Annotated in this window: 23 protein-coding genes; 10 read left to right on the plus strand and 13 right to left on the minus strand. The window is 71.6% G+C overall.

Annotated elements, in window-relative coordinates:
- Positions 1-114 precede the first annotated feature (114 nt).
- Complete coding sequence (locus MQN93_RS26595) at positions 115-963, minus strand: helix-turn-helix transcriptional regulator (protein WP_242711543.1); 849 nt, start codon at positions 961-963, stop codon at positions 115-117.
- A 136-nt stretch (positions 964-1,099) separates the two neighbouring features.
- Between MQN93_RS26595 and MQN93_RS26600 the strand changes: the two genes are divergently transcribed.
- The 3 genes from MQN93_RS26600 to MQN93_RS26610 all read left to right on the plus strand — a co-directional run bounded on the left by MQN93_RS26600 (position 1,100) and on the right by MQN93_RS26610 (position 4,858).
- Positions 1,100-1,981 carry an oxidoreductase gene (locus tag MQN93_RS26600; RefSeq protein WP_242711544.1) on the plus strand — a complete coding sequence of 294 codons (882 nt, stop codon included), beginning with the start codon at positions 1,100-1,102 and terminating at the stop codon, positions 1,979-1,981.
- Positions 1,982-2,007: 26 nt separating this feature from the next.
- On the plus strand, positions 2,008-2,496 hold the full coding sequence (locus tag MQN93_RS26605) for a flavin reductase family protein (protein WP_242711545.1): 489 nt from the start codon (positions 2,008-2,010) through the stop codon (positions 2,494-2,496).
- Positions 2,497-2,665: 169 nt separating this feature from the next.
- Positions 2,666-4,858, plus strand: a complete 2,193-nt coding sequence (locus MQN93_RS26610) for an MMPL family transporter (protein ID WP_016433111.1) — start codon at positions 2,666-2,668, stop codon at positions 4,856-4,858.
- A gap of 80 nt (positions 4,859-4,938) precedes the next feature.
- Here MQN93_RS26610 and MQN93_RS26615 read toward each other — a convergent pair whose 3' ends face one another.
- The 6 genes from MQN93_RS26615 to MQN93_RS26640 all read right to left on the minus strand — a co-directional run bounded on the left by MQN93_RS26615 (position 4,939) and on the right by MQN93_RS26640 (position 11,397).
- Positions 4,939-5,955 carry a questin oxidase family protein gene (locus tag MQN93_RS26615; protein WP_242711546.1) on the minus strand — a complete coding sequence of 339 codons (1,017 nt, stop codon included), beginning with the start codon at positions 5,953-5,955 and terminating at the stop codon, positions 4,939-4,941.
- 71 nt (positions 5,956-6,026) lie between these two features.
- The gene (locus MQN93_RS26620; RefSeq protein WP_242711547.1) at positions 6,027-7,466 is read right to left on the minus strand and encodes an MGH1-like glycoside hydrolase domain-containing protein; all 1,440 of its coding nucleotides are present in this window, start codon (positions 7,464-7,466) and stop codon (positions 6,027-6,029) included.
- Positions 7,467-7,714: 248 nt separating this feature from the next.
- A complete protein-coding gene (locus MQN93_RS26625) occupies positions 7,715-8,491 on the minus strand; it encodes an NPP1 family protein (RefSeq protein ID WP_016433108.1) in 777 nt (258 codons plus the stop codon).
- A 143-nt stretch (positions 8,492-8,634) separates the two neighbouring features.
- A complete protein-coding gene (gene ligD, locus MQN93_RS26630; RefSeq protein WP_242711548.1) occupies positions 8,635-9,627 on the minus strand; it encodes a non-homologous end-joining DNA ligase in 993 nt (330 codons plus the stop codon).
- 70 nt (positions 9,628-9,697) lie between these two features.
- Complete coding sequence (locus MQN93_RS26635; RefSeq protein WP_016433106.1) at positions 9,698-10,600, minus strand: SDR family oxidoreductase; 903 nt, start codon at positions 10,598-10,600, stop codon at positions 9,698-9,700.
- Positions 10,601-10,647: 47 nt separating this feature from the next.
- On the minus strand, positions 10,648-11,397 hold the full coding sequence (locus tag MQN93_RS26640; protein WP_242711549.1) for an SDR family oxidoreductase: 750 nt from the start codon (positions 11,395-11,397) through the stop codon (positions 10,648-10,650).
- A 117-nt stretch (positions 11,398-11,514) separates the two neighbouring features.
- Between MQN93_RS26640 and MQN93_RS26645 the strand changes: the two genes are divergently transcribed.
- Complete coding sequence (locus MQN93_RS26645; RefSeq protein ID WP_242711550.1) at positions 11,515-12,207, plus strand: TetR/AcrR family transcriptional regulator; 693 nt, start codon at positions 11,515-11,517, stop codon at positions 12,205-12,207.
- 125 nt (positions 12,208-12,332) lie between these two features.
- On the opposite strand, the gene MQN93_RS26650 is transcribed toward MQN93_RS26645, so the two are convergent.
- On the minus strand, positions 12,333-13,016 hold the full coding sequence (locus tag MQN93_RS26650) for a response regulator transcription factor (protein WP_016433103.1): 684 nt from the start codon (positions 13,014-13,016) through the stop codon (positions 12,333-12,335).
- Between the two features lie 451 nt (positions 13,017-13,467).
- Here MQN93_RS26650 and MQN93_RS26655 point away from each other — a divergent pair, with 451 nt between their 5' ends.
- Complete coding sequence (locus MQN93_RS26655) at positions 13,468-14,136, plus strand: TetR/AcrR family transcriptional regulator (protein WP_242711551.1); 669 nt, start codon at positions 13,468-13,470, stop codon at positions 14,134-14,136.
- Between the two features lie 62 nt (positions 14,137-14,198).
- A complete protein-coding gene (locus MQN93_RS26660; RefSeq protein WP_242711552.1) occupies positions 14,199-14,729 on the plus strand; it encodes a MarR family winged helix-turn-helix transcriptional regulator in 531 nt (176 codons plus the stop codon).
- 12 nt (positions 14,730-14,741) lie between these two features.
- Here the strand turns inward: MQN93_RS26660 and MQN93_RS26665 are convergent, their stop codons facing one another.
- Complete coding sequence (locus MQN93_RS26665; RefSeq protein ID WP_242711553.1) at positions 14,742-15,929, minus strand: MFS transporter; 1,188 nt, start codon at positions 15,927-15,929, stop codon at positions 14,742-14,744.
- A 53-nt stretch (positions 15,930-15,982) separates the two neighbouring features.
- Between MQN93_RS26665 and MQN93_RS26670 the strand changes: the two genes are divergently transcribed.
- The 3 genes from MQN93_RS26670 to MQN93_RS26680 are packed head-to-tail and all read left to right on the plus strand — an operon-like array spanning position 15,983 to position 17,650.
- Entirely contained in the window at positions 15,983-16,774 is a 792-nt protein-coding gene (locus tag MQN93_RS26670; RefSeq protein ID WP_242711554.1) for an AraC family transcriptional regulator, read from the plus strand.
- 31 nt (positions 16,775-16,805) lie between these two features.
- Positions 16,806-17,186 carry a DoxX family protein gene (locus MQN93_RS26675; RefSeq protein WP_016433098.1) on the plus strand — a complete coding sequence of 127 codons (381 nt, stop codon included), beginning with the start codon at positions 16,806-16,808 and terminating at the stop codon, positions 17,184-17,186.
- Positions 17,183-17,650, plus strand: coding sequence for a peroxiredoxin (locus MQN93_RS26680; RefSeq protein ID WP_016433097.1), 468 nt, complete (start codon positions 17,183-17,185; stop codon positions 17,648-17,650). The genes MQN93_RS26675 and MQN93_RS26680 overlap by 4 nt, the downstream gene beginning before the upstream one ends.
- Positions 17,651-17,675: 25 nt before the next feature.
- Here MQN93_RS26680 and MQN93_RS26685 read toward each other — a convergent pair whose 3' ends face one another.
- Both MQN93_RS26685 and MQN93_RS26690 read right to left on the minus strand, forming a co-directional pair.
- Positions 17,676-18,287: a DNA polymerase ligase N-terminal domain-containing protein gene (locus MQN93_RS26685; protein ID WP_242711555.1), complete on the minus strand. Its 612-nt coding sequence runs from the start codon at positions 18,285-18,287 to the stop codon at positions 17,676-17,678.
- Between the two features lie 56 nt (positions 18,288-18,343).
- Positions 18,344-19,174: an aldo/keto reductase gene (locus tag MQN93_RS26690; protein WP_242711556.1), complete on the minus strand. Its 831-nt coding sequence runs from the start codon at positions 19,172-19,174 to the stop codon at positions 18,344-18,346.
- A gap of 96 nt (positions 19,175-19,270) precedes the next feature.
- Here MQN93_RS26690 and MQN93_RS26695 point away from each other — a divergent pair, with 96 nt between their 5' ends.
- Positions 19,271-20,335 carry a LacI family DNA-binding transcriptional regulator gene (locus MQN93_RS26695; protein ID WP_242711557.1) on the plus strand — a complete coding sequence of 355 codons (1,065 nt, stop codon included), beginning with the start codon at positions 19,271-19,273 and terminating at the stop codon, positions 20,333-20,335.
- On the opposite strand, the gene MQN93_RS26700 is transcribed toward MQN93_RS26695, so the two are convergent.
- Both MQN93_RS26700 and MQN93_RS26705 read right to left on the minus strand, forming a co-directional pair.
- Entirely contained in the window at positions 20,298-21,683 is a 1,386-nt protein-coding gene (locus tag MQN93_RS26700; protein ID WP_242711558.1) for a glycoside hydrolase family 32 protein, read from the minus strand. The genes MQN93_RS26695 and MQN93_RS26700 overlap by 38 nt on opposite strands.
- Positions 21,680-22,534, minus strand: a complete 855-nt coding sequence (locus tag MQN93_RS26705; protein WP_242711559.1) for a carbohydrate ABC transporter permease — start codon at positions 22,532-22,534, stop codon at positions 21,680-21,682. Before MQN93_RS26705 ends, MQN93_RS26700 begins: the two co-directional genes overlap by 4 nt.
- Positions 22,535-22,537: the final 3 nt, after the last annotated feature.

Genomic DNA, 22,537 nt, shown 5'->3' on the forward strand with positions numbered 1-22,537 from the left:
CCGTCGCAAAACTCGCCGCGTCTCCCGAGGCGAGGCGCCCGCGCTGCGCCGTGTCCCGTGCAGTGGGCGCAAGCCGTGCGCCGCGAGGCGGCTGCCCCCTTCGTCCCGTCGGCGCTAACCCGCGCCCGACGCCGACGAGTTGTCCGTGGCGGCGTGGACCGACGACCGGAGCGATTCCAGTGCGCGCGCCGACTCCGACCCCGGCTCGGCGTGATAGATCGCCAAGATCTGCCCACCCGAGTCGGCGATCGGCAGTTTCTCGCGGCCCAGTTCGAGTCGGCCGAGCTGCGGATGGCACAGCGCCAGCGACCCCCCGGCGAGTGCCGTGACGTCGTGCCGGGCCCACAGGCGCCGGAACTTGTCGCTGCCCAGGGACAGTTCGCCGACGAGCTGCACGATCCGCGGATCGTCGACGTCACCGCCCACGGAGGCCCGGAACCCCGCGACGAGTCCGCCGGCCGTCTTCTCCCAGTCCGGGTAGAGCGCCTGCTCGGCGGGGTCGAGGAAGATCGTGCGCAGCCGGTTCACCCCCGGACGGAGGTTGGGTGACACGGCACCGGCCAGCCGGTTCGCGGCGAGCACGTCGAACATCCGGCTCTCCACGAACGCCGGCAGGTTGATCGCGTCGAGCAGCTGCAGGATCCCCGGGGGCACCACTTCGCGGGGTGCCCGCCGGCGCGCCGCTGGGCGGGCGGTGGACAGGCTCAGCAGATGCTCCGTGGCGATCGCGTCCAGCCGGAACACCCGTGCCAGCGACTCCAGCACCTGAGGGGACGGATTGCGGTCCCGGCCCTGTTCCAGCCGGAGGTAGTAGTCCGCGCTGATCCCGGCCAGCGTGGCGACCTCTTCACGGCGCAGCCCGGGGGTGCGGCGTACGCCGACGACGGGGAGCCCCGCGTCGGTCGGATCGGTCAGCTCACGACGGGCCCGAAGGTACTCTCCGAGCGCATTCGGCCTGCTCATGCCCTCGATCCTACGAGCCCCACCGGCACTCTGCCTGGCCCTGTCACCCCCAGGATGACCGGGGCACAGGCTATGTCCGCCGCGGATTCCTACGGTCGAAACAGCTCCCGGAGAAGCCGGTGAGCGGAAGGGAATCATGACTGGCAACCAGCTCCCCGGCGGCACCTACCGCGCGGGCGACCTCACCCTCACCCGGTTCGGCTACGGCGCCATGCAGTTGGCGGGTCCGGGCGTCTTCGGCCCGCCGAAGGACCGCGACGCCGCGATCGCCGTTCTGCGCACGGCGGTCGACCTCGGTATCCGGCACATCGACACGGCCGACTTCTACGGCCCGTACATCACCAACGAGATCATCCGCGAGGCCCTCCACCCGTACCCGGACGGCCTGCACATCGTCACCAAGGTCGGCGCCCGCCGCGACGAGCAGGGCGGCTGGCCGCACGCCCGCACCCCGGCCGAACTGGTGCAACAGGTCCACGACAACCTGCAGCGCCTCGGCCTGGAAGCCCTCGACGTGGTGAACCTGCGCGTCGGCGGCCTCGACTCGCCCGAACCCGGCTCCATCGCCGAACAGTTCGGCGCCCTGGCCGAACTGCGCGACCAGGGGCTGATCCGCCACCTCGGCCTGAGCACGGTCGACGCGGAGCAGCTCGCCGAGGCCCAGTCGATCGCGCCCGTGGTGTGCGTGCAGAACTTCTACAACCTCGCCAACCGCCAGGACGACGCGCTCGTCGACAGCACCGCACGCCAGGGCATCGCGTATGTGCCGTACTGGCCGCTGGGCGGTATGTCACCGCTGCAGTCGGACGCCCTGACCAAGGTCGCCGCACGCCTGGACTCCACCCCCATGTCGGTGGCACTGGCCTGGCTCCTGCAGCGCTCGCCCAACATGCTCCTCATCCCCGGCACGTCCTCGGCGCAGCACCTGCGCGAGAACATCCGCGGCGCAGCTCTGGAACTGCCGCAGGACATCCTCACCGAACTGAACGCCGTCGGAGGCAAGGGCCTACCCTCATAGGTCAGCGAGATCCGACTGGGGGGGACATGGCGGACGACATCGACGTTTTCATGAGTCGGCTCAACCCCGACATGTGTGTGGTCACGGCCGCCACGGACACCGAGCGCTCGGGGTGTCTGGTCGGCTTCTCCTCCCAGTGCTCCATCGACCCCGTGCGGTACGTGGTGTGGATATCCAAGGCCAACCACACCTATGGAGCAGCCCGCGCCGCCGAATGTCTGGCGGTCCATCTGCTGACGCGTGAGCAGCACGGGCTGGCGGCCCACTTCGGCGGACGGACCGGTGACCGCACCGACAAGTTCGTACCGGCAGAGGTGCGGTGGAGACAGGGGTACGGCGGCTCGGTCGTCCTGGAGGACGCCGCGGCCTGGTTCGTGGGCGTGGTCGAGGACCGCGTCGACGGCGGAGATCACGTCGGCTTCGTCCTCAGGCCCGTGGAATGGGGCGGGCGCAGCGACGGCCCGTTGCTGCGGCTGGCCGACGCCATGGACATCCCGCCCGGCCATCCGGCGTGACGCCACGCGTTTTTCCGGACCACCGTGAGCGATCCTTTTCAAGGTCACTACCATTCTGACCCAAGACAACCGTTCGACCGGTGCATGCGGTGTGTGCCGGTCGGGGTCGCCGATGCCAGGGTCCGCTCCCCGGGCTGCGGTGATCTTCCTGGCCAGGAGGACCTTCCGCATGTTCCGACGTATTGGCAGCACGGTCGTCCGACATCCCGTCTGGACGATCGTGGCTTGGCTGATCGCTGCGGTGGCGATCGTCGCCACCGCACCGAGCCTGCCCTCGAACAGCGACGAGAGCAGTTTCCTACCCAAGAGTTATGAGTCCATCAAAGCGGCGGATCTCCAGGAGAAGGCCTTCCCCAGCGCCTTCACCCCGTCCGCGATCGCGCTCTACCAGCGCACCGACGGCGGCAAGCTGACCGCCGCCGACAAGAAGGACGTCGCCCGGATCACCAAGGAACTGGGCGACAAGCACATCGACCAGGTGCAGAAGGTCGTCCCCGGCCAGCCGTCGAAGGACGGCAGGTACACCATGACCCTGGTCCAGATGGACAGCAAGAACGCCGGCCAGCCCAAACAGGCCGACGCGGCCAAGGTGCTGCGTGACGACGTCAAAGCCCTGACCAAGGGCACCGATCTGGAGGCCAAGCTGGGCGGATCGGCCGCCCAGGCCCTCGACCAGCAGGACTCGTCCAAGCGCGGTGAGGCGCTGATCGGCATCGGCACCTTCGCGATCATCCTGGTGACGCTGCTGATCATCTTCCGGGCGCCGATCCTGGCAGTGCTTCCGCTGATCCTGATCGGCGTGGTCTCGGCGATCGCCAACGGACTGATCGCGTACGCCACGAAGCTGTTCGATCTGCAGGCCAACAGCTCGATCTCCTCGATCCTGATCGTCGTGCTGTTCGGCGTGGGCACGGACTACTTCCTGTTCCTGATGTTCCGGTACCGGGAACGCCTGCGCGCCGGCGACGAACCCAAGACGGCCATGATCAACGCGGTCGGCAGGGTCGGCGAGGCGATCGCCTCGGCGGCCGGGGCGGTGATCATCGCCTTCCTCGCGCTGGTGCTGTCCACGCTGGGCTTCCTCAAGCAGATGGGTCCCGCGCTGGCCATCGCCGTCACCGTCACCCTGATCGCGGGTCTGACCCTGATCCCGGCCGTGGTCTCACTGATCGGGCCCAAGGTGTTCTGGCCCTCCAAGACCTGGCAGCGCGAGCCGGAGAACGCGCGCTTCGCCGCCCTCGGGCGCGGGGTGCAGCGGCGCCCCGCCCTGACCGCCGGGATCTCCGGACTGGTCCTGGTCGCGCTCTCGCTGGGCGTCTTCGGCTACAACGCCACATTCGACCTGGCCTCGGGCTCCATGCCCAAGACCAAGGAGTCGATGGTCGTCCAGGACGAGATGCAGACGGCGTACTCGGCGGGCGCGGCCGCCCCCACCGACGTCTATCTCTCCAGCACCGACGGCAAGCCGCTCGACAAGTCGGTCTTCGACTCGTACGCGGCGGCGCTGCGGTCGGTGGACGGCGTGGCGAGTGCCCGTATGACCCAGGTCAACAAGGCGGGCACCACCGCGGACTTCACCGTCACGCTCAAGTACGAGGCCTCCACGGACCAGGCGATCGACTCCGTGGACCGGGTGCGGGACGTCGCGCACGCGAACGCCCCGGACGGCACCGACGCCCTCGTCGGGGGCATGTCCTCGATCTACAAGGACATCGACACGGCGGTCAACCACGACTACCGCACCGTCTTCCCCGTCGCCGCGGTACTGATCATGGTGATCCTGGGGCTGCTGCTGCGCAGTGTGGTCGCCCCCTGGTATCTGATCGCCTCGGTGGGTCTCGGCTTCGGTGCCACCCTGGGAGCCACGGTGTGGATCTTCCAGGAGGCGCAGGGGCACTCGGGCCTGATGTTCATGCTCCCGGTGATCATGTATCTCTTCGTGGTCGCCATCGGGACGGACTACAACATCCTCATGATCGCCCGGCTGCGGGAGGAGGCCCGTGAGGGCCGAGAACCGCGTGAGGCGGCGGGCATGGCCCTGCGGCACGCGGGCCCGACCGTGGCCGCGGCCGGCTTCATCCTGGCGGCGACCTTCGCCACGATGATGCTGGCGGGCAACTCGCTGCTCACGGAGATGGGCTTCGCCGTCTCCTTCGGCATCGCGGTCGCCGCCTTCGTCATGGCGATGTTCTTCACGCCCAGTCTGACCGCGCTGATCGGTCATGCGGCATGGTGGCCGGGACACGCCGACCGGCCGCAGGAACCGGCCGTCGCGGGCGCCGGATCCGGTGGTTCCGGTCCGGTCTCCGCGGCCAAGGGTTCGGACACGGTCACGCACGATCCGGCGGCACGTCGCCGGTAGCGCGCGACGCAGCACGACGTAGCACGACGGCACAGGTCTGCCGGGCCGCACGGCCCGGCAGACCTGTTCGTGTGTCGGGGTCAGACCAGCGGCTCGCTCATCTCGATCGCCCGCACGGCCGCCGCGAGAGCCTGTTCGTCACCGATGTCCAGGGCCGTGTCGGCGAACTTGATGACGTGCTCGTCGCCGTGCGCGAGCGCCCGCTCCACGACGTCCTCCGGGCTTGGGCGGGACGCGGGCGCGTAGTTGACGGGCCCGGCCGGCGCGTACATCGCGGTGACCGCCGCGGACGCCGTCCATGCCGCGTGCAGACTCGGCGCCCACAGCTCGCCCGGCAGTGAATCCAGCGTGCGCAGCACGGCGTTGGGGGCGGTCGCGGCGTGGACGAGCATGGTCGGCTCGCCGTGCCCATGGGTGGCGTACCGGTGTGTCGCCGCCGTCACCAGCTCGGTGAGCCGCTCCCGCGCGGCCGCCGGATCGCTCACCTCCGCCGCCCACGACGGAAGTCGGTGCACGGCGGCCAGCCGGTCCGGGAACCCCTGGTGGCCCTCTTCGATCGCGGGTACGGCGTCCAGCGAGGCCGCGGCCGTCGGTGCGGCGGGCAGCGCGGCGACGCCGGAGACGGTGTGGTGACGCGCCGCCCAGTAGCCCAGGGCATGGGCGAGTTCGGCGCGGCGGGGGGCGTTCTCACCGGATTCCAGTGTGCGTACGGCATGGCCGACCCGTATCACCGGATGCGTGGCGCCGCCGTACATGCCGGGCAGCAGCCGCGGCCACCACTCGGCGAGCACGCTCCGCCAGGGCCGTTCGTCGAGCGTGCGGGAGAAGTGGTCGATCCAGTCGGCGGCCCGGCGTACGTCGCCCAGCGCCGAGCGCCAGTTGTCGTCCGTGACGGGTGCCACCCGGTCGGGGAAGTCCTCCAGCTTGCCGCGGTACAGGTCCAGCCAACGATGCACCGCCCCCGCCTGCCCGCGTGCTGCCAGCGCCTCTACGACCATGGGGGCGTGGTTGGAGAGCCGGCCGAGGCGCTCCGGTCCCGTCGCGTGCACCCGTTCCAGGGCTTCTTCGAGTTGTCCGCTCGTGTCGCTCGTCTCCATGGAGTCGACGCTAGGCAGCGGACGGCGGCGGGGGATCGGGCGCGGGAACCAAGCCCGGCACGCCTGAGGGCCTAGACCCCGAGGACCAGGTCCACGGTGTGGTGCCCCGTCCCGTCGGCGCGCACGACGGGCTCCGCCGGACGCCCGTCGACCGTGCACGACCGCACCCGGCTGCCGCCACCGCTCAGAGCGATGTCGAGCGTCATGTCCCGGTAGCGCAGACCCCGCAAGGCCACCGGACCCCAGTGCTCGGGCAGACACGGCCGTAGCTCTACGGCGTCCTCGGTGAACGTCAGGCCGAACAGGCCCTCGTGGATCAGGCGCAGATACGCGGTGACCGACCAGGCCTGGTCGGGCTGCGAGACGAAGTGCTCCATCCGCCCGCTGCCGCCCTCCTGCCAGCCGCCGTCGACCTCGCCGCCGACGGAGTCGTAGACCTCGTGGAAGCCCATGCCGCTGCCCGCGACGAGGCCGGCGAGTCGCTCGACGGACCGGGCGAACAGGTCGGTGCGGCCCGCGGCGGCGGCCGCGTTGCCGAACAGCCCGTGGACGACGGGCCACACCATGACGTTGTGCCGTCCGGGCCTGGCGTCGTCGAAGCGCGGGAAGTGCGGCCACACGTCGACGACGCCGTGCGGCTGCCAGTGCGTGTGGTCCAGGATCAGGCCCGCCCGTGCGGGGTCCGCGACCTCGCAGAGAAGGGCGAGGGCGAGGCCGGCGCCCTCCTGGGAGGTGTCGACCGTGCCGTCCTCGTGGCGGAGGTAGGCGTAGGTGCCCGTCTCCTCGCGCCACAGGTGGCGGTCGATCGCCTTTCGCAGACGGGCCGCGTCCGCGCGCAGCGATGCCGCCTGCTCCGTGTCCCCGAGGCTGTCGGCCATGTCCGCCAGGGCCGACTGGGCGCCGACGTAGAGGCAGTTGGTCGACAGGCACATCAGCCGTTCGGTGCCGGGATGGTCGAGGATGAAGGAGGAGCGCACGTCCGGTGAGGCCGGTGGGCTGGGGTAGCCGGAGATGCCGTCGTTCATGAAGCCGGGGCCCCGGAACAGGCCGGCGTCGGTGTCGAAGTCGCTGCCCCGGCGTACGGCAAGGGTGTTGGCGCCGGTGCGGTGGGCCTCGGCCAGGAAGTCCCGGTCGCCCGTGACCCGGTAGTGGTGCCGGGCGGCGAGGATCCATACGACCTGGTCCCACCACTGGTCGTCCTGCTGCACGATGGGTCCGTGCGGGCCGCGGTCGACCACGGAGAACAGGGTGTTGCGGCCGACCGCCGGTGCCAGCAGGCTCGCCGCGCTCCAGGCGTTGACGGCCGCGTCCCGTGTCCACCGCTGCGGCGCGGGATAGCCGCCACCGGCGCCCACGATCGTGCCCGGCGGGTGCGTGAGCAGCCCCGCCCTGTCGTAGACCGCCGGGTCGGCGTGGACGGTGTGAGTGTCGGCCAGGGCCGTGAGCGCGGCCGTGTAGAGGGTGCCGAGGCTGCGTCGAGTGACGGGGTCGGCGAAGGTGAGGACGGGCATGGTGTAGCCGTTACCCCGGGCCCGGGACCCCGCACCCGCCAGGCTGAGAAGTGCTGTCGCGGCCAGCAGGCTCCGCCGTGACAACCGCCCGCGGCTCCTGACTCCGTCGACGTCGACTCTCATGATCCGCCCTTCCCCGCTCCCGGAGCCAGCATGCCTCCGGGAGCGGTGGAACGAGCGGTGGGGTGAACGGTCGCGGTGTGACGAGGCGTCCGGTGGGACGAGCCGTCCGGTGAACGGTCGCGGTGTCAGGCGTTCGGGTCGAACGCGATCCCGGACGGCTTCGCCGACGAGAGGTGCGAGGCGAAGTTGCTGTCCTTCAGGCCGAAGTTGGCGCTACCGAAGTCGTACGCGCTCAGCTTGTCGCGCAGGCCCGCGGGGTAGCCGTTCCAGCCGACCAGCGGCGGGTACTGCCAGGTGTGCTTGTCGTTCTCCGGCGGCTCGTCGTTGGAGTTCGCCAGCCGGAAGCAGTGCGTGCTGATGCCGTCCTTGTGGTAGACGATCTTGGCGTGGGTGCCCTCGTAGCGGACCTCGGACGTCGCGTGCACGGTGAACGAGCCGTGGTTGGACGTCGAGACGTACTTGACCTGGTTGTCCTGCACCCAGATCACCACGTGCTCCCAGTCGTTGCGGTGCCCGCCGATGCTGCTGCCCGCGATGGCCTGGTCCTTCTCGAAGTACAGGCCGTACATGTAGGCGCACCAGCCGTTGTTGCACTTGTAGCGCGAGTAGCTGTTGGTGTTGTCGAGGTCGGAGGCGTCGTGGCACTGCCCGTTGAGCGCGCCGGTCGGGTTCAGGCCGCCGTTGATGGTGCCGTCGGGGCCGATCGCCGGGGTGGAGTAGCAGCCGTCCGTGTCGTAGTCGAAGGCCGGCTGGTAAGTGAGCTCCGCGGCCTCCGCATTGACGGGCAGCGCCTGCGGCGGCGCGGCGAAGGCGACGCCGGGAACGGCGACGACGAGCGCGGCCGCACCGGCCAGGCCGGTCAGGAATCGTCTGCGGTTGGTCCTGAACTTCGGTGACGCCACTGCGTCCTCCTCGGGGTCCGGGCCCAGCCCAACGGCTGTGGGGGGAAGGGGAGTTCAGGATCCCGAGTTTTCCCTTCCGCGCCAAGAGGTCACAGGCGTACCAGTGGTGAAACGCAGCCCAATATTCGGTTCATGACGGGACGTCAGCCCAGGTCGTCCGGCAGGTCGTCCGGCAGGTCGGCCGCGGCGTCCTCGGGGGCGAGGTCGGGCCGCAGCCGCAGCCAGGACGGCTGTCGCAGCATTCCGGCCCGGGTACGGGTGCTGTAGCGGACCTCGCCGACCAGCCTGGGCAGCACCCAGTGCGCTCCCGGCGCCGCCGGGACCGGGTGGAAGGGGCACTCGGCCGTCTCCGACGCCCGCAGCAACTCGGCGAGACGGATCCGCTCGGCCTCGCTCCACCCGGTGCCCACTCCGCCCACGTACCGCAGCCGGCCGTCCCTCCGCTGCCCGACGAGCACGGCGCCGGGAAGTCCCGACAGCCGCCCCTTGCCGGGCAGCCAGCCGCCCACGATCACGTCTTCGCTCCGCATGTTGCGGATCTTGACCCAGGCCCGCGAACGCACCCCCGGCTCGTACACCGAGTCCAGCCGCTTGCAGACCAGGCCCTCCAGACCGTGCTCCCGGGTGGCCCGCAGGGCCTGCTCGCCGTGCCCGACGAGGGCGGAGGGCGTGGACCAGAACGGACCGTCGAGGCCGAGCTCCTCCAGCAGCCGGCGCCGCCGGGTGTAGGGAAGTCCGGTCAGGCGCTGCCCCGTCAGATGCATCACATCGAACAGGATCAGGTGGACGGGCACCTTCGCGGCCTGGCGCGCCGCCCTGGCCGGAGCGTGCGCGAGCCCCATGCGGGACTGCAGCAACTGGAAGTCGGCGCGGCCCTGTTCGTCCAGCGCCAGCACCTCGCCGTCCAGCACGGCGGGCGCCGTCCCGAGCATCGCGGCCAGCGACTGCAGCTCGGGGTATGCGGCGGTGATGTTCTCCCCGGACCGGGCCCGCAGCAGGAGACCGCCGTCCCCTTCGGCGTAGACCACCACGCGCTGCCCGTCCTGCTTGGTCTCATAGGCCCAGCGGGCGTCCTGCGCGGCCGGAGGCAGCGACCCGGGTGTGGCGAGCATGGGGCGGATCAGAGGGAGCGTCACGGGGTCAGATGTCGACGCCGCCGCCTCCCGCCATTCGCCCCGCCCGCCGGTTTCCCCTGAACGGCGCTGCCTACAGGCTGGCCGCCGGCATCAGCAGGTCCTCGAGCCCCACCCGGCGGAAGAACTCCACCCGGATCCGGTCGGCCACCGCGGAGACGACCTCGCTGCCGTCCTGGCTCGGGTCCACATGGACCCGGAACGGCCGCTTGCCGTGCGGCAGTTCGACGGTCCTGACGACGGCGTCCGCCACCTCGGAGACGTCCGCGTCCGGCGGCATGAGGCCCGCCAGTCGCTCGTTGACATCGGCCATCAGCGTCTTGTACCGCGTGTCGTACTCCGCGGCACGGTCGGTGTCGGCCGGGGTCCCGGCGTGGGCGAAGTGGCTCGTGCCCGAGGTGAAGGCGCCCGGCACGACGATCGAGGTGTCGATCCCGAACCGTATGAGCTCGGCGGCATAGCTCACCGCGAGGGCGTCCATGGCGGCCTTCGCCGCGAAGTACGGGGCGAGGAAGGGCGGGGTGCCGCCGCGTGTGCTGGAGGAGCCGATCCACACGAGGTGCCCCTGTCCCTGGCGGCGCAGCTGGGGCAGGGCCGCCCGGTTGACGCGCTGGGTGCCGAGGACATTGGTGTCGTAGACGTCCGCCAGCTGCTCGGGGGTGAAGGCCTCGGCCGGACCCAGCACCATGTGCCCGGCGTTGTGCACCAGGACGTCGAGGCGTCCCTGTTCGTCCACCACGCGGGCGACCGCGGCGTCCGCGCTGTCCTGCCGGGTCACGTCCAGCTCGACGGCGCGCAGGTCCACCTTGTGCTCGTCGGCGTGTGCGGCGAGGTCGGCGGCGGCGCGGGCGTTGCGTGTGTCGAGGGCGCGCATGCCCGCGTAGACCGTGTGGCCGCGCTCGGCGAGCGCGCGGACGGTGAGGGCGCCGAAACCGCTGGAGGCGCCGGTGACGAGAATGACCTTGCTGTCGTTCATGGCTGTTCCTCTCGATGTCCCGCAGTTGTTCCGAGGACGGCGCGCCGTCAGATGATGCCGCCGTTGGCCCGCAGGACCTGTCCGTTGACCCAGTGGCCCTCGGGGCCGGCCAGGAAGGCCACGACGTTGGCGATGTCGTCCGGCGTCCCCAGGCGCTCCAGCGGCGGCTGTGCGGCCAGGCGGGCGACGGTCTCATCATCCTTGCCGTCGAGGAAGAGCGCAGTGGCCGTGGGGCCGGGCGCGACGGCGTTCACGGTCACGTCGCGGCCGCGCAGTTCGCGCGCGAGGATCAGGGTCAGGGCCTCGACGGCCCCCTTGCTCGCGGCGTAGGCGCCGTAACCGGGGAAGGCGAGGCCCACCACCGAGCTGGAGAAGTTGACGAGTGCTCCGCCGGAGCGCAGCCGGCGGGCGGCCTGCTGGTCGACGACGAACGTGCCGCGGATGTTGGTGCGGTACAGGGCGTCCAGCTCGCCGAGGTCGAGCTCCGCGACGGGGGACAGGGGCATCCGGCCGGCCGCGTGCACCACCGCGTCCACACCGCCGTATGCCGCCTCCGCCTGGTCGAAGAGGGACGCGATCTCGGTCTCGTCGCCGACGTCCGCGCGGACGGCGAACGCGGTGCCGCCGGCCTTCTCGATGGCGCCGACGGCCTCGTCGGCCGCGTCCTTGTTGCCGGCGTACCCGATGACGACGGCGAATCCGTCGGCGGCGAGCCGCTGCGCGACCTGCCGGCCGATGCCTCGTGATCCACCGGTCACGATCGCGACGCGCCGGTCCGTGTGGGGCTGCGTGGTCATGGCTGCTTCCTTCGCTGTTAGCGTTGCTACGGCGTCTTCGTATCGACGGTAACACAGGTTCGTAGCGTTGGTACACCCCGATTCGTATCGCCGCTACGAATGGCGTACCGTGGACCCATGGATGCGAGGGAAAAGATCCTGGAGGCGGCCACGAACCTGCTGGCCAAGGCGTCGGCCGCGGATGTCTCGACGCGCGCGGTGTGCGAGGCGGCCGGGGTGGGGGCGCCGATGCTCTACCGGCTCTTCGGCGACAAGGCGGGCCTGCTGGCCGCCGTGGTCGACCGGGGCTTCGAGGAGTACCTCGCGTCCAAGCGGGCGGCCAGGCCCAGCGACGACCCGGTCGCCGACCTCAGAAGCGGCTGGGACAACCACATGCGCTTCGCGCTGGAGCACCCCCATCACTACCGCCTGATGCACTCGCCCGAGCTGACGGTCCCGCCCGCGGCGGCCCAGGAGGCACACGCGCTGCTGCACGGGATTCTCGAACGCTGCGCCGCCGCAGGGCGGTTGACCGTTCCGCCGGCGCTCGCGACGCAGATGATCATGTCCGCCAACGTCGGAGCGGCCCTGTCGATGCTGACCCGGCCGGAGCAGTATCCGGACCCGCAGTTCTCCGAGCGGCTGCGCGACGCCGTACTGGACTCGCTGACCCGTCCGGCCGATACCGCGGAGCCGAGCGGGCCCGACAACGCCGTCCCGGTGGCCGCCGCGACGCTCGCCGCCCGGCTGCGGGCCGAGCAGGCCCCGAGGTTCACGGCGGCCGAGTCCGCGCTGCTGGAGCAGTGGCTGGACAAGCTGTCCGCCGACTGAGCGGTCGCAGTGGGCCGTCACGACTGTGCAGTCGCAGTGGACCGTCACGACTGAGCAGTCGCAGTGGGCCGTCACGACTGTGCAGTCGCAGTGGACCGTCACGACTGTGCAGTCGCAGTCGGCCGTCAGCAGTTCGCGGGTGCCTGGGTCCGCACCAGGCCCGACTGATGGGCGAGGACGACGAGTTGGGCGCGGTCACGGACGCCCAGCTCCGTCATCACACGGCGGACCTGTGTACGCACCGAGACGGCGCTGACGTCGAGTCGCTCGGCGATCTCCGCGTTGGAGCGGCCCTCCGCGACCCAGGTGACCACCTCGCGGTCGCGGTCCGTGAACGCCGCGAGGTCCCCGGACGTGATCAGCGGTGTGTCAGGTGCGGGGACGGCCAGGAAGCGGCTGATCAGCGCGCGCGTGGCGAGCGGGGAGAGCAGGGAGTCCCCCGAGGCGACCGTCCGGATGCCGTCGAGCAGCACGTCCGCCGTCACGTCCTTGTCCAGGAAGCCGCTCGCCCCCGCCCGCAGCGCCTCGGCCACGCGCGCGTCGATCTCGCGCGTGGTGAGGATCAGTACGCGCGTGCCCGGCGCGCCGGGGTCGGCGCAGATCTCGGAGGTGGCGGCCACGCCGTCGGTACCGGGCACCCGGATGTCCATCATCACGACGTCGGGGCGGTGCACGCGCGCGAGGGCGACGGCCTCGCCGCCACAGGTGGCCTCGGCGACCAGCTCCATGTCGTCGCAGGAGTCGAGCAGAATCCGCAGGGCGGCCCGCACGAGGGCCTGGTCGTCGGCGAGCAGCACGCGGATGGTCATGGTGTCCGTTCTTCTCGTTCCAGGATTCCCGTCCGGAATCCATGGTGAGCGATGATCGACAGGAACGTCGGGCGGGAGAGGCCGGTGTGCCGCGCCGCGTGAGTGCCCATCCTCGGGGAAGGTACGGGTCAGACGCGGGCGGACGGCCGTTCGACCACCCCGTCCGCGGACCGGGTGGGGCGGGTCCTTGCGGGTGAGTGCCGCGTCTCGTCGGCGACGCATGGGCGGCTCGTCCGGCCGGCGCGTGAGGGTCACCGCGAGCTGTGCAGGTCCGTGCCTGCCGAGCCGTTCGGGCGCGGTGGGCATGCCCCCGCGCGGAGCTGAAGACCGCCCCCGACGTGCGGTTGCGTAGGCTTCCGTCGCTGGCACCCGCCGTACCCTCGGCGGACCCGCGACGGTTCGAGGGGCTGACCGTCGCAGGGCTGAACGAAGTCCCGGTGTGGTGGTGAGCATGGCCGGCAGGACGGGACGGACGGAGCGGGCCGGGGCGACCCGGGAGCTGATCCTGACCGCGGCCGAGCGGCTGTTCGCCGAGCGCGGGGTGAACGCGGTGTCCAACCGCCAGGTCGCCGAGGCCGCCGGCCAGGGCAACAACACTGTCGTCGGCTATCACTTCGGCACCAAGGCCGACCTGGTCCGGGCGATCGTCCGCCGTCACGCAGGGCACACCGAGGAGATCCGGAGCCGCCTGCTGGCCCGGATCGGTGACTCCTCCGACGTACGGGACTGGGTGGACTGCCTGGTTCGCCCGCTGCCCGAGCACCTCGGCACCCTGGGCGGTCCCACCTGGTTCGCGCGGTTCTGCGCGCAGTTGATGACCGACCCGGCGCTCCACCAGATCATGGTCGAGGAGTCCTTCGCCTCGCCGTCCCTGCAGCAGTGCGTCGACGGACTCAACCGGTGCCTGCCCGATCTGCCGGCCGAAGTCCGCGCGGAACGCGGCGAGATGGCCCGCCACCTGATCGTGCACATGCCCGCCGAACGCGAGCGGGCGATCGCCGAGAACCGGGCCACGGCGCGCTCCAACTGGGACGACGCCGCGACCGGCCTGGCGGACGCGGTCGTCGGCCTGTGGCTGGCACCCGTGACGACCGGAACCCCCACCGCTCGACCCAGGTGACCGGGACCGTAGGGGCGCGGTCATTTACTTGAGTTACGCAACGATATGGTAAACTGGGCCGTATGCCCACACCACCGCTCCCCGAACTCCCCGACCCCCCTGCCTCGGACGAGGTCATCGAGATCGAGCGGGCGCTCACCCGCATCACGTATCTCAGCACGCGCGCACGGCAGCACGAACGGCGGATGGCGCTGGCCGGCGTGCCGCTGGACCGCGCGGCCGTGGCGCTGCTGCGCCAGGTGGCCGATTCGGATCCGCTGCGCCCGGGGGAGCTGGCCAACCGGTTGGGTGTGGAGGCCTCCCATGTCACCCGCACCGTGCAGCAGCTGCAGAGGTCCGGCTATGTCACCCGCGTCCCCGACCCCGACGACCGCCGGGCCCAGCGCATCCAGCTGACCGAGGCCGGTCAGCAGGCCATCGCACGCGTCCGGGACGTGGGTGCCCGCGGCATGCAACTCGCGCTGTCCGCATGGACACCGGAGGAGCTTCGGCAGCTGGCCACGCTGTTCCACCGCATGGTCGACGACTTCCTGTCCTACACCGCCGACGAGGTCACGGAGGAGCAGCCCGTCGCACGGGCCGGTACCACCTGACCCCACGCCGCCTCACGCCGATGTCGTGCGCGGGTGCCGTTGCGCGGGCGGCCTTTCGACCGCGGGAGCGGGCTCGCGCAGGCCGCACAGCAGGAGCCGGCCCACGACGGGCAGCGCGATCAGGGGGAGCAGGGCGGTCCGCAGGGAGGTGGCGTCGGCCAGGGAGCCGAGGACGGGGGCCGCGAGCCCGCCCGCACTCACCGCGAGGCCCAGGGTGACCCCGCTCGCGGTGCCCGGCCGCCGCGGCAGGAAGTCCTGACCGAGGGTGATGTGGAGGGCGAAGGGGACGTACAGGCCCGCCGAGGTGAGCGCGACGAACGGATAGACCGCCGGGCCGGGTACGAGCACGACGCCGGCGACGGCCACCACGCTCAGCGCGTACGACCGGCGGACCACCGCGAGCCGCCCGTACCGGTCGGCGAGCCGGCCACCGGCCAGCGTGCCCAGCGCACCGCCCGCGTACAGCACGAACAGCGCTGCCGTGCCCGCCGCCTCGCCCCCGCCGGTGCGCTGCCGGACGTAGAGCGAGACGAAGGCGCTCAGGCCGACGAAGACGACCGAGCGGCACACGATCGCACCCGACAGCCGCAGGAACGACGCCCAGTCGTCGACGCCGGTGGCCACCGCCGCGCGGGCGACGGCGGAGCGGCGTTGCGGCGAACGCACCGCGGCCCCGCAGAGGACCGCCCCCACCACGGCCGGGACGCCCAGCAGGGGAGAGGCGCCGAGGCCTCCCGTGGCGACGACGGCCGCCACGAGCGGCGGCGCGAGCGCGAAGCCGATGTTGCCGCCCAGCGAGAACCAGCCCATGGCCGTGTTGCTGCCGCCCGCAGCGGCTCGGGCCGCCCGGGCCGCCTCGGGGTGGTAGGCGGCGATGCCGATGCCGGACACCGCGACCGCCACGAGCGTCAGCGCGTACGAGCCCACCACGCCGCTCAGGGCCACACCGGCGCCCCCGGTCAGTGCGCTCAGCGGCAGCAGCCACGGCATCGGCCACCGGTCGGTGAGCACCCCGAACACCGGCTGCACGACCGAGGACAGCAGGGACGCGGCCAGGACGATGCCCGAGGCGGCGGCGTAGGTGTAGGCGCGCTCCGAGACGAAGTACGGCACGAGCGCGGCCACCGCCCCCTGGTACACGTCGACACAGACGTGCCCGAGGGACAACAGGGTGATGGGACGGTTGCAAGAAGAGGACACTCTGCGATCGTCGCGGCCGGACGTATGGCCCGCTTCCGGTAATCTGCCTGGTTGTGTCGAACATCCGCCACACGCCGAAGGCGCCCACCTCGGCCAGAAGCCTGGCCGCCGGCGAAGGCATCGACGCACACCGGCACGACGAGCACCAGATCGTCTACGCCGGCTCCGGAGTGCTGGAAGTGACCACCGACGCGGGCACCTGGTTCGCGCCGGGCACCCGCGCCATCTGGGTCCCCGCGGGTACCGTGCACGCCCACCGCGCCCACGGCCATCTGGAACTGCACCTCGTGGGCCTGCCCGCCGCCGACAACCCGCTCGGTCTCGGCGCCCCCGCCGTCCTCGCCGTCAGCCCCCTGCTGCGCGAACTGATCATCGCCTACACCCACGACCCCGACGACCACACCCCCGAACGCCGCCGACTGCTCGCCGTGCTGCGTGACCGACTGCGCGTCTCGCCCCAGCAGCCGTTGCGCCTGCCCACCCCCACGGACCCGCGCCTCGCCGCCGTCTGCGCGATGGTTCACGCCGAACCGGCCGAGCAGCGCACCCTCGCCGCCCTCGGCGCCGCGACCGGGGCCGCAGAACGCACCCTCAGCCGCCTCTTCCGCAGCGAGTTCGGCATGACCTTCCCGCAGTGGCGCACCCAATCCCGCCTCTACCACGCCCTGCGCATGCTGGCCGGCGACATCCCCGTCACCACCGTCGCCCACCGGTGCGGCTGGGCCTCCGCCAGCGCCTTCATCGACGTCTTCCGGCGATCGCTCGGCTACACACCGGGCACCCACAACCGCCGGACCCGAACCGGTGCGGACACCGGCGTCACCCCCCTCTCTACCCTCCGGTAACATCGCTCGCCAGGTCATCGGAGGAGGAACCGTGTCACGGTCCGAACGCTCGCCCCTGCTGCTCGCCGGCCTGCTGGCCGCCGCGGGCGTCACCCACTTCGCCCAGCCACGTCAGTACGACGCGATCATCCCGGGCGCGCTGCCGGGCGACCCCAGGACATGGACCTACGCGAGCGGCGCCGTCGAACTCGCCCTCGCCGCCGGGGTCGCGCTGCCGCGCACGCGCAAGGTCGCCGCTCTCGCCACGGCCGCCTTCTTCGTCGGCGTGTTCCCCGCCAACGTCAAGATGGCCGTCGACTGGCGCGACCGGCCCGCGCGCCAGAAGGCCGCGGCCATGGGACGGCTGCCGTTGCAGCTGCCCCTGGTCCTGTGGGCCCGCAGCGTCGCGAAGAACGGGGAGGGGCGGGCATGAGCCGTCAGGTGAACGTCGGCGACAGGCTCGACGACTTCGAGCTGCCGGACGAGACCGGCACCCCGCGCAAGCTGTCCGAGCTGCTGGCCGACGGGCCGGTCGTGCTCTTCTTCTACCCCGCCGCGCTGAGCTCCGGATGCACCGCGGAGGCCTGCCACTTCCGGGACCTGGCCGCCGAGTTCGCGGCCGTCGGCGCCCGGCCCGTGGGCATCAGCGGCGACACCGTGGACAAGCAGCAGGAGTTCACCGGCCGCCACAACCTCGGCATGCCGCTGCTGTCCGACACCGACGGCACGATCCGCGAACGGTTCGGCGTGAAGCGCGGATTCAGCCTCGCGCCGACCAAGCGGGTCACCTTCGTGATCGCCCAGGACCGCACGGTCCTCGAGATCGTCAGCAGCGAACTGCGCATGAACACCCACGCCGACCGGGCCCTCTCCGCCCTGCGCGCACAGCAGAAGTGACGGCTTCACGCCGGGGAGCGCAGGCTCACTGTTCCCCGGCGTCCGCGGCCACCTGGGCGAGGGTACGGCCGCTGGTCACCGAGCGGGCCCGGCGCGAGTCCGGGGTGCCGTGACCGTCCGGCCTCGCGCCGCCGGCCCTGAACAGCAGCCAGGCCTCCCTGCCCTTGTCCTGCTCACCGCGGAAGCGGGTCAGGGAGTACTCGCCGTGCAGCTTCGAGCCCCTGAGCCGGAAGCGTGCGTGCCCGTGTTCCAGGGACTCCTCGAAGCCGACGGAGCGCCCCTTGCGGTCGTGGCTCAGCGGCTCGTAGACGCCGTGGTCCCACACGATCACCGTGCCACCGCCGTACTCGCCCTCGGGAATCACACCCTCGAACTCCTCGTACTCCAGCGGATGGTCCTCCGTGGGAAGGGCGAGCCGTTTGTCGTGCGGGTCGTCGGAGGGGCCCTTGGGCACAAACCACGACTTCAGTACGTCGCCGACCTGCAGCCGGAAGTCGAAGTGCAGGGTGCCGGCGTCATGGATCTGCACGACGAACCGGGGCTCGGCGCCCCCGTCGGACGCCTGCCCCCGCGGTTCGCCGGTCCGTCCGAAGTCGCGCTTGCGGTGGTAGTCCCGCAGCCTGTTCCGCTCGGCCACCTCCGGCTCCTTCCGTGAACCCCGTGCCGTGGGCGGCCGAGCACCCACCCGGCGTCTCAGAACTCCTCGTGCACCTCCGGGTCCCCGCCGATGCGCCGGTGGGACCGGTCGGCGACCGCGTCGAGCTGGGAGGGGTCCAGTTCGAAGCCGAAGACGTCGAGGTTCTGCCGTTGGCGCTCGGGATCGGAGGACTTGGGGATGGGGACCGCGCCCAGCTGGGTGTGCCAGCGCAGGACGACCTGCCCGGGTGTGACGCCGAGGGACTCGGCGACGGCGACGAGGGCGGGGTCCTTCAGCAGGCTGCTGCCGCGCCCGAGGGGGCTCCAGCTCTCCGTGAGGATGCCCTTGGCGGTGTGGAAGGCGCGCAGCTCGGGCTGCGGGAACAGGGGGTGCAGCTCGATCTGGTTGACGGACGGCAGCACCCCGGTCTCCTTCTCCAGCCGCTCGATGTGCTCGGCGGTGAAGTTGGAGACGCCGATGGAGCGGACCAGGCCGTCCTCCCGCAGCTTGATCATGGCCCGCCAGGAGTCGACGTACTTGTCGACGCGGGGGAGCGGCCAGTGGATCAGATACAGGTCGACGTACTCCACACCGAGCCGGCGGCGGGACTCCTCGAAGGAGGCGAGGGTCTCCTCGTAGCCGTGGTGCCGGCCCGGGAGCTTCGTCGTCAGCACGATCTCCTCGCGGGGGACACCGCTGCGGGCGACACCCCGGCCCACGCCGGACTCGTTGCGGTAGTTGGTGGCCGTGTCGACCAGACGGTAGCCCGCCTGCAGGGCCTCGGACACGGCGCTCTCCGCCTCCTCGTCCCCCATGGGCCAGGTGCCCAGGCCGAGGGAGGGGAGCGTCGTGCCGTCGTTGAGCTGGTGTGCCGGGATGCTGATCACCGTGGGACCTTTCCTCGACTGTGCCGTGCCCCCAGCCTCACGGATAGGGTGAGCAGTGATCAACCGGGCGGGTGGGGAATGAGGGCGACGGACGGCATGGGCAGCACCGAGGAGACGCGGCCGGCGAACGCGGGGCGTCCCACGTCACGCGATGTCGCACGGCTCGCCGGTGTCTCGCACACCGCTGTCTCCTTCGTGTTCAACGGCCGCGCCGAGGGCAACCTCTCGCCTGCCACCCAGGAACGCATCCGCCGGGCCGCCGAACAGCTCGGTTACCGCCCCGACCCCGTCGCCCGCGGGCTGCGCCGCCGTCGTACGGCCGTGATCGGGCTGGTCACCGACGAGATCGCCTCCACGCCCTTCGCGGGCCGGCTGCTGCGCGGCGCCATGGAGACGGCCTGGGACAACGACCACCTCGTGCTCACCGTCGACTCCGGCGGCGATGCGGCGAAGGAGGACGCGGCCGTCGCCGAACTCCTCGACCGCCGCGTGGACGGCATCATCTACGCCGCCATGTCGCTGCGGCGCGTCCGGGTCCCCGAGGGGCTGCACCGCACCCACTCCGTGCTCGCCAACTGCCTGCCCGAGGACGACTCCCTGCCCGCCGTGATCCCCGCCGAGCGGGCCGGCGGCAGGACCGCGGCCCGGCTGCTGCTGGAGCAGGGCCACCGGAGGGTGGCCATGATCGGCGGCCAGGACGACATCGCCTCGGTCGAGCGGCTGCGCGGCTTCCGGGACGCTTTGCGCGCCGAGGGGATCACGGTCCCCAAGGAGTGGGTCCCGCGCACCGGCGGCGAGATCTCCGGCGGACACGAGGGCGCGCTGCGCGTCCTCGGCAACACCCCCGCCGACCGCCGCCCGACCGGCCTGTTCTGCTACAACGACCGGGTCGCGGCGGGCGTCCTGCACGCCGCGACCCGGCTCGGCATCGACGTACCCGCCGAGTTGTCGGTGGTGGGCTACGACGACCAGGAGCACATGGCCGAGTTCCTCACCCCCGCGCTCACCACGGTCGCCCTGCCCCACCGCGCCATGGGCGAGGCCGCCGCCCGGCTCCTCCTCGACTCCATCGAAACCGGCCGCACCCCTCCCGCCACGACTCGGCGCGTCGCGTGTCCGGTGATCAGTCGAGCGTCCGTGGGACCGGCTCCCACCCGGTGACGGCGGACACCGCCCCGCTCACGACGAGTTCGGCCACGTCCTCGGCGCCCCGGTGGACGCGCTCGGTGAGGGTCGCGCGGTCGTCGACGAACACCTCCAGCAGAGAACCGTCGGCAAGTACCCGTATCTGCCTGCCGGTTGAGTGGACCACGACCGGCGCCGACCCGTCGGGGCGCGTCCGCGGCCAGGCGCTGCGATCGAGCGTGACGGTGCCCTCGTCCGGGTCCAGCCGCAGGGTCAGCTCCGCACCCGTGGCGGAGCGCAGCAGGCTGACGGTGGTGGGGCCGTGTGCGGTGACGGTGAGGTCGTACGACGGCGGGAGCGGTACGCGGCGGTCCGGGCCGGAGACGAACGGGGCTGCCGCACGCAGCAGTTCGAGCTCCGGTGCCGGTGCGATGCGCAGGGTGCCGTCCGGGTGGAGGCCGACCACCCTGGGTGCGGTGAGTACCCCCGCCCACCCCGCGCGGTCGATCTCGTCCTGCTCGCACGCCTCCCAGGACCAGCCCCACATCAGGGCCCGGTCCGCTTCCTGGAGCACGGCGGGCGCGTAGAAGTCCCGGCCGTGGTCGAGTCGGCCGCCGGTGCGTGTGTCGAAGTGCAACTCGCCGTCGTCACAAGGCGTGAGACGGCCTGTCAGGTAGCCCGTCGAGCGGGGGTCTCCGTCCCAGAGGGACAGCAACAGCACCCACTCGTCGCCCGCGGTCGAGAACATCTGCGGACACTCCCAGCCGACCGCCTTGTCGCCGAACGCCTCGACCGCGACGGGGTCGTTGCCGTCGAGGAGAACCCCGGCGAACCGCCAGTCCGTCAGGTCGTCGCAGTCGTACAGCAGGACCGACGGCGTGCCGTCCGCGTGCCCCGCGCCGACCAGGGCCCGGCGCCGCCCGCCGGCCGTGAACACGAACGGGTCGCGGAACATGACCACGTCCAGGTCCGCGGGCGGAGCGGACACCACCGGGGCGGGCAGCGGCTTCCAGTCGGTGAGCGTCTCGTCGTCGGGCACCACCGCCCGTGCCAGACAGATGGAGCCGATGCCGTTGTGATGACGGTCGACGCCCGTGTACACGGCGGTCGGCACGCCGTCGTCGTCGACCACGCAGCCCGACCAGCAGCCCGCCTCGTCGGGGCCGCCGGCTGTGGGGGCGAGCGCGATCGGGTGGTGCTCCCAGTGCGCGAGGTCGGGGCTGGAGGCATGGCCCCAGTGGATGTTCGCGTGCACCGGCGCGTCCGGGTTGTGCTGATAGAAGACGTGGTAGCGGTCCCGCCAACGGAACGGCCCGTTCGGGTCGTTGGTCCAGCCGGCGGTCGGACGGACCCTGAAGCGCGGGGCGTTGGGGTCGAGGCTCAACGGTTGACTCCTGCGGACGTGATGCCCTCACGCAGAGGGCGCTGACCGACGACGAACACGGCGACGGCGGGGATCATGGACAGCACGACTCCGGCGAGAACGACGGAGATGGAGCCCGTGCCGAGATTGCCCTGGAGCGAGACCAGGCCCAGCGGCAATGTGTAGTTCTGCCCGGAGGTCTCCAGGATCAGCGGCCGGAAGAACTCGTTCCAGTGGTAGTTGAAGGCCAGGACCCCGACGATCGCAAGACCGGGCGCGGCCAGCGGCGCGTACACCGACCGGAAGATCCGCCACGGCCCGGCACCGTCCAGCATGGCCGCCTCGCCGAGGTCCTTGGGCATGCCCAGGAAGTACTGGCGCATCAGGAAGGTGCCGAACGCGGTCGGGAAGGCCGGGATGATCAGGCCGAGCAGGGTGTCGGTCAGGCCCATCGACTTCAGCACCAGGAACACCGGCACGATGGTGACCTGCAGCGGCACCATCATGGTGGCCAGCACCAGCCCGAACAGGGGCTTCTTGAACCGGAATTCGAGACGCGCGAAGGCGTACCCGGCAAGGCCCGCGGTGATCATCTGGCCGACCGCGACCAGTGCGGTCACCAGGGTGGAGTTCAGCGCGAGCAGCCATACGTCGATCTGGTCGAAGACCCCGTGATAGGCCGCCGTGGTCGGATGGCTCGGGATGATCTGCGGCGGCAGGTCGAAGGACTCGGCCGGCGTGCGCAGCGAGGTCGAGATCGTGTAGATGACCGGGCCGAGGGTCAGCAGCGCGCACACGGCGAGGCCGGTGATCCGCGCCCACGGCCCGAACGAGTACCGGGCACGGCTGAGGGTCGGGGTTGCTTGGCTCATGGG

It is taken from the genome of Streptomyces spinosisporus, assembly GCF_022698145.1.
GTDB classification, from domain to species: domain Bacteria; phylum Actinomycetota; class Actinomycetes; order Streptomycetales; family Streptomycetaceae; genus Streptomyces; species Streptomyces spinosisporus.

What these genes read in the sequence shown, in the direction of transcription:
- MQN93_RS26595 (WP_242711543.1), bottom strand. Translation starts at nt 963, where the DNA reads ATGAGCAGGCCGAATGCGCTCGGAGAGTACCTTCGGGCCCGTCGTGAG.
- MQN93_RS26600 (WP_242711544.1), top strand. Translation starts at nt 1,100, where the DNA reads ATGACTGGCAACCAGCTCCCCGGCGGCACCTACCGCGCGGGCGACCTC.
- MQN93_RS26605 (WP_242711545.1), top strand. Translation starts at nt 2,008, where the DNA reads ATGGCGGACGACATCGACGTTTTCATGAGTCGGCTCAACCCCGACATG.
- MQN93_RS26610 (WP_016433111.1), top strand. Translation starts at nt 2,666, where the DNA reads ATGTTCCGACGTATTGGCAGCACGGTCGTCCGACATCCCGTCTGGACG.
- MQN93_RS26615 (WP_242711546.1), bottom strand. Translation starts at nt 5,955, where the DNA reads ATGGAGACGAGCGACACGAGCGGACAACTCGAAGAAGCCCTGGAACGG.
- MQN93_RS26620 (WP_242711547.1), bottom strand. Translation starts at nt 7,466, where the DNA reads ATGCCCGTCCTCACCTTCGCCGACCCCGTCACTCGACGCAGCCTCGGC.
- MQN93_RS26635 (WP_016433106.1), bottom strand. Translation starts at nt 10,600, where the DNA reads ATGAACGACAGCAAGGTCATTCTCGTCACCGGCGCCTCCAGCGGTTTC.
- MQN93_RS26640 (WP_242711549.1), bottom strand. Translation starts at nt 11,397, where the DNA reads ATGACCACGCAGCCCCACACGGACCGGCGCGTCGCGATCGTGACCGGT.
- MQN93_RS26645 (WP_242711550.1), top strand. Translation starts at nt 11,515, where the DNA reads ATGGATGCGAGGGAAAAGATCCTGGAGGCGGCCACGAACCTGCTGGCC.
- MQN93_RS26650 (WP_016433103.1), bottom strand. Translation starts at nt 13,016, where the DNA reads ATGACCATCCGCGTGCTGCTCGCCGACGACCAGGCCCTCGTGCGGGCC.
- MQN93_RS26655 (WP_242711551.1), top strand. Translation starts at nt 13,468, where the DNA reads ATGGCCGGCAGGACGGGACGGACGGAGCGGGCCGGGGCGACCCGGGAG.
- MQN93_RS26660 (WP_242711552.1), top strand. Translation starts at nt 14,199, where the DNA reads ATGCCCACACCACCGCTCCCCGAACTCCCCGACCCCCCTGCCTCGGAC.
- MQN93_RS26680 (WP_016433097.1), top strand. Translation starts at nt 17,183, where the DNA reads ATGAGCCGTCAGGTGAACGTCGGCGACAGGCTCGACGACTTCGAGCTG.
- MQN93_RS26695 (WP_242711557.1), top strand. Translation starts at nt 19,271, where the DNA reads ATGGGCAGCACCGAGGAGACGCGGCCGGCGAACGCGGGGCGTCCCACG.
- MQN93_RS26705 (WP_242711559.1), bottom strand. Translation starts at nt 22,534, where the DNA reads ATGAGCCAAGCAACCCCGACCCTCAGCCGTGCCCGGTACTCGTTCGGG.